The organism is Longimicrobium sp. (assembly GCF_036554565.1).
Classification (GTDB): Bacteria; Gemmatimonadota; Gemmatimonadetes; order Longimicrobiales; family Longimicrobiaceae; genus Longimicrobium.
In genome coordinates this window covers 1-4,013 of sequence record NZ_DATBNB010000495.1, presented here as the reverse complement: position 1 = coordinate 4,013, position 4,013 = coordinate 1, and the positions used below count along the sequence as shown (strand labels likewise).

At 69.8% G+C, this 4,013-nt stretch carries 7 protein-coding genes; 5 read left to right on the top strand and 2 right to left on the bottom strand.

The window, feature by feature from the left end; translation table 11 throughout:
- The 5 genes from VIB55_RS13590 to VIB55_RS13570 all read left to right on the top strand — a co-directional run.
- The coding region (locus VIB55_RS13590; RefSeq protein WP_331877194.1) for a sensor histidine kinase at window positions 1-530 on the top strand (530 nt) is incomplete at its 5' end.
- Window positions 527-1,264, top strand: coding sequence for a LytTR family DNA-binding domain-containing protein (locus VIB55_RS13585; protein WP_331877193.1), 738 nt, complete (start codon window positions 527-529; stop codon window positions 1,262-1,264). The genes VIB55_RS13590 and VIB55_RS13585, both read left to right, overlap by 4 nt.
- Before the next feature lie 86 nt (window positions 1,265-1,350).
- Window positions 1,351-1,947, top strand: a complete 597-nt coding sequence (locus VIB55_RS13580) for a TetR/AcrR family transcriptional regulator (protein WP_331877192.1) — start codon at window positions 1,351-1,353, stop codon at window positions 1,945-1,947.
- Complete coding sequence (locus VIB55_RS13575) at window positions 1,937-2,344, top strand: SgcJ/EcaC family oxidoreductase (RefSeq protein WP_331877191.1); 408 nt, start codon at window positions 1,937-1,939, stop codon at window positions 2,342-2,344. The genes VIB55_RS13580 and VIB55_RS13575 overlap by 11 nt, the downstream gene beginning before the upstream one ends.
- Window positions 2,345-2,502: 158 nt before the next feature.
- Window positions 2,503-2,925: a hypothetical protein gene (locus VIB55_RS13570; RefSeq protein WP_331877190.1), complete on the top strand. Its 423-nt coding sequence runs from the start codon at window positions 2,503-2,505 to the stop codon at window positions 2,923-2,925.
- Window positions 2,926-2,943: 18 nt separating this feature from the next.
- On the opposite strand, the gene VIB55_RS13565 is transcribed toward VIB55_RS13570, so the two are convergent.
- Together VIB55_RS13565 and VIB55_RS13560 are read right to left on the bottom strand one after the other, a co-directional pair.
- A complete protein-coding gene (locus VIB55_RS13565) occupies window positions 2,944-3,405 on the bottom strand; it encodes a hypothetical protein (protein WP_331877189.1) in 462 nt (153 codons plus the stop codon).
- Between the two features lie 67 nt (window positions 3,406-3,472).
- The coding region (locus VIB55_RS13560; RefSeq protein WP_331877188.1) for a hypothetical protein at window positions 3,473-4,013 on the bottom strand (541 nt) is incomplete at its 5' end.

Sequence of the window (4,013 nt, the reverse complement as noted above, 5' to 3'; positions counted from 1 at the left end):
CGGTGGTGCAGCTCATCCCCGTCGATCCTGAACGCGCGATGGAGGCGGCGGAACTCGTCGCCGACCTGCTGCGAGCGACGCTGGAGGAGCAGCGCGACGAGGTGACGCTCGGCGACGAATGGGGATTCGTGGACCGCTACCTGGCCGTGGAGCGCATCCGCTTCGGCGAGCGGCTGATCGTTCGTGCGGACATGCCGGATGATCTACTCGACGAGCGCGTCCCCGCGTTCGCGCTGCAGACCCTGGTGGAGAACGCCGTCCGCCATGGCGCGGCGCCGCGCGTGGCGGCGACGGAGATCGCAATCACCGCCGCCGCCACCGCGTCCGAGCTGACGCTCTCGGTCCGCAATTCAGGCGATGACAAGCCCGCGCCCGCGTCCGGCGCCGGGACGGGAACGGGGCTGGCGCGGCTGCGTGAGCGGCTGGCGGTGCTCTACGGCGGCGCGGCGAGGCTGGCGTGCGGCCCAGCCGCGGACGGGGGATACGAGGCGGTGCTCGTCGTGCCGCGGCACCGCGGGAGGAACGCGTGAAGGTGACGGCGTTCGTCGCGGACGACGAGCCGGTGGCGCGCGCGGGGCTGCGCGCCATGCTCAGCGCGTTCGATTGGGTGCAGGTGATTGGGGAGGCGGCAGACGGAGTATCGGCGGTCACGCAGATCCAGGCGCTGCGCCCGGAACTCGTCTTTCTGGACGTGCAGATGCCGGGGCTGCTGGGGACGGACGTGCTGCGCAGGTTGGAGCGCCCGCCGTTCGTCATCTTCACCACGGCGTTCTCCGAGCACGCGGTGACCGCGTTCGAACTCGGCGCCGTGGACTACCTGCTGAAGCCGTTCGGTCCATCGCGGCTGGCCGGCGCCATGGAGCGCGTACGCACCGCGCTCGGCGAGCCCGCCCCGGCCGACACCTTCGAGCGGCTGAGCGGCGCGCTCGCGGGCGGTCCCATCAGCCGGCTCTTCGTGCGGGTCGGCGGAACGCTCGTCCCCCTTCCCGTGGAGCGTGTATCGTGGTTCGAGGCCAGCGGCGACTACGTAACCGCGCACACGGGGACTGCCAAGCACCTGCTCCATCTCTCGCTGAGCCGCCTGGAGGCCCGGCTGGACCCGCGCCGCTTCGTGCGGGTTCATCGCACGCACATCGTGAACCTGGACCAGGTGCGCGCGTTCCGCCGCGACGCCCGCGGAAACCTGGAAGCCGAGCTGATGGACGGCGCCCGCGTGCCCGTGAGCCGCGCGAAGGCCCAGGAGATCAGGAGCCTGGGCCGGTAGCGGCGAGAGCCGATCACCGTCCCCCCGTGCGTCGAAGGCGGCGGCGGGAACTTGGCACGTTCGAGAATATCCCTACATTGTGTCCAATGAATGCGCGAGAGAAGATCCTGGAGGCCGTCGTGGCGCTGCTGGGCACCGAAGCCGGGGCCGGGTTCACCTATGACCGTCTCGCACGGGAGGCGAAGGTGTCGCGCCAGACGCTGTATGCGCACTTCCCCACCCGGGCAGACCTGCTCGTGGCCGTGGCGGACCATGCCCGTGCGAAGCTCGATGCGGACCGCCTGAGCCTTCCCATCCTCGAGGCTGCCACGGGCGTGGACGCACTCGCCGCGCTCCTGGCCTTTCACGTCGCGTTCACCCCCAGGGTGCTGCGCGAGTACAGGGCGGTGGAGTTCGCGCGCTCCACCGATCCGGAGCTGATGAAGGCCTTCGGCCAGCGCACCCGGGGCCGCGACCAGCTCATCCGCCTCGTGATGACCCGGCTCGAGGCCGAAGGGCGGCTGCAGCCCGCGTGGACCGTTGCCACCGCCACCGATTTCGTAACCGCCGTCGTGAGCGCATCCACGACGTACGAGTTGCTGGAGAACCGTGGATGGACCCCCGCGGAGCTCCAAGAACGCCTGCTCCGGGTCTTCACCCGATCACTGCTCACCCCGACCGAGGGAGGAACTCATGACCACTGATCCCACCGCGATCGCCACCGAGCTGTTCGCGCAGCTGGAAACGGCCTGGAACGCCGCCGACGGCGCGGCCTTCGGCAAGCCCTTCGCCGACGTGACCGACTTCGTGGACATTCGCGGCGCCCACCATCACGGCGACGGAGTGGCCATGGGCCGGGGTCATCAGCACATCTTCGACACGATCTACAAGGGGAGCACCGTCAGTTATCAGGTGACCTCGGCCCGCGAGGTGGTGCCCGGATGCATCGTGGCCACGGCGTCGGCGAGCCTGGATGCTCCCTCCGGCCCGTTGCTAGGCACCAACGAGTCCCGGATCACGGCCGTGGTCGTCCGTGAGGGGGACCGCTGGGCCATCACGGCGTTCCACAACACCCTCGTTCTCCAGGCGCCCCGGGCGTAGGAGAGCGAGGCCGCGGGCCTCCATCCACGCACGAGGTGGCGGCGCGCGGTCCTTTCGCGTCGCCGCATCCTGAAATCTGTGTTTCTTGTCCGGAGCGGCCCGCGCGGCTAAGATGCGCTGCCCCGCGCAGGTTCCCGCTCCCCCTCTGGAGGTACTCGATGCGTTTCTCGCGAATCATCCCCCTGCTCGTCATTGCGCTCGCCGCCGGAGCCTGCCTGCCGACGGGCGAGGACATCGAGAAGGAAATCGAAGCGGCGCTGTCATCCGTCGCCGGCCCGTGGACCGGATCGTCGCCGACGCTCACGCTGGACTTCCAGCTGCAGCAGGGTACGGGAGACGCCGTGTCGGGGAGCGGCACCATGAAGGAGACGGCGGCGGCCGCGGCGGTGCCCATCACGGTGACCGGAACCTTCCAGCGTCCGCAGCTCAGCCTGACGTTCAGCGGAATGACCTTCGAAGGCCGCGCCGTCCAGGGCACGTTCGCGGGCAAGTACACGACCGTCGGCGGCATCAATGGACCCCTGCAGCTGCGGGCGACGGGATACTCCAAGGACGTCACGATCCTTCTGCAGGAACGCTGACGCGCCGACGCGAAAAGGCTACGGCCGGGAGCCGAAGCGCACGCCGTTCAACGTGTGCGTGCAGCACGTACAATCCGGGACGAGGTCTCGCGCCCGGAGGTCGGGATTGACGAGCTGCAGGATCCCGGCGTCGTCGATGTACAGGCCGCTGTAGTAGCTGGATTCGCCTACGCGCACCTTCTCCTGTCGCTCGTGCTCATGCCGCGCGACGAGCCAGAAGATGGGATCGGCACGATCGAGCCGCGCGACCGCCTCGCTGTAGACGCTGTCCCACTCCGAGCCTACCCTGGAGAGCAGGAACCTGAACAGCGGCGTGTAGTCGAGTCCCCGCCGGCTCTTGCCGTGCATGGCGCCCCGGCTGGCGTCGGATCCTCCCGCCTTCCGCCCCGTCCGATAGTTGCCGCCCACGTCGTGGTGCACCCGGTGTGTCTGGGTATTCACCTTCCGATAGAGCGGCTCCTTGTACGCACCGTGCGGCATGATGTCCGGTGTTGGATAAGTGACTCCTGGTGGGCTCCGCCTCCCATGGCCTACGCCCTACCCGTGATCAGGGGCGAGCTTCGCCGCGATCCCGGCTGGGGCGGGAGCGGGGAGCGCGGTTTCGCTGGAGGTAGCGGTCCCGCTCGATGTCCTCGGCCTGCCGACCGATCTCGCGGCGGGCCGTAGCCTGCATCCGCGCGGCGCGGGCCTGGTCGCGCTCGCCGTACATCTCCATGGCGATGGTGCGCTGACCATCGATGAACAGCTCGCCGTTCCGCACGCCCCACGCGCGCCCGGTCGGGTCTTTCCACGTCCAGTCGGCGGCGAGCCGCTCGCGATCTATGTCGTGCTGTATGCTGTCGCGGAACGCTCGCCACCGGGTGCGGAACTCCGTCTCGAACCGCGCCGCATCGCCCAGCGCGCTCACGGAGCGTGCTGGGGGAGCGGCGAGCCGAGGATCGCCGTACTCCGGGTGCAGCCGCGCGGCCGTGGTGCGCCCGCCGGCGCTGTTTGCCGCCATGGGCTGCGCCGGCTCCGCTTGATGAGGCGCGGGCTGCGCCGGGCCCGCGGCCCCACCTGAATCCGCAGCAATCCCCGGGCGGACCGTA

Excerpts from the sequence above, each read along its gene's own strand:
- VIB55_RS13565 (WP_331877189.1), bottom strand. The coding sequence starts at position 3,405 with ATGCCGCACGGTGCGTACAAGGAGCCGCTCTATCGGAAGGTGAATACC.
- VIB55_RS13570 (WP_331877190.1), top strand. The coding sequence starts at position 2,503 with ATGCGTTTCTCGCGAATCATCCCCCTGCTCGTCATTGCGCTCGCCGCC.
- VIB55_RS13575 (WP_331877191.1), top strand. The coding sequence starts at position 1,937 with ATGACCACTGATCCCACCGCGATCGCCACCGAGCTGTTCGCGCAGCTG.
- VIB55_RS13580 (WP_331877192.1), top strand. The coding sequence starts at position 1,351 with ATGAATGCGCGAGAGAAGATCCTGGAGGCCGTCGTGGCGCTGCTGGGC.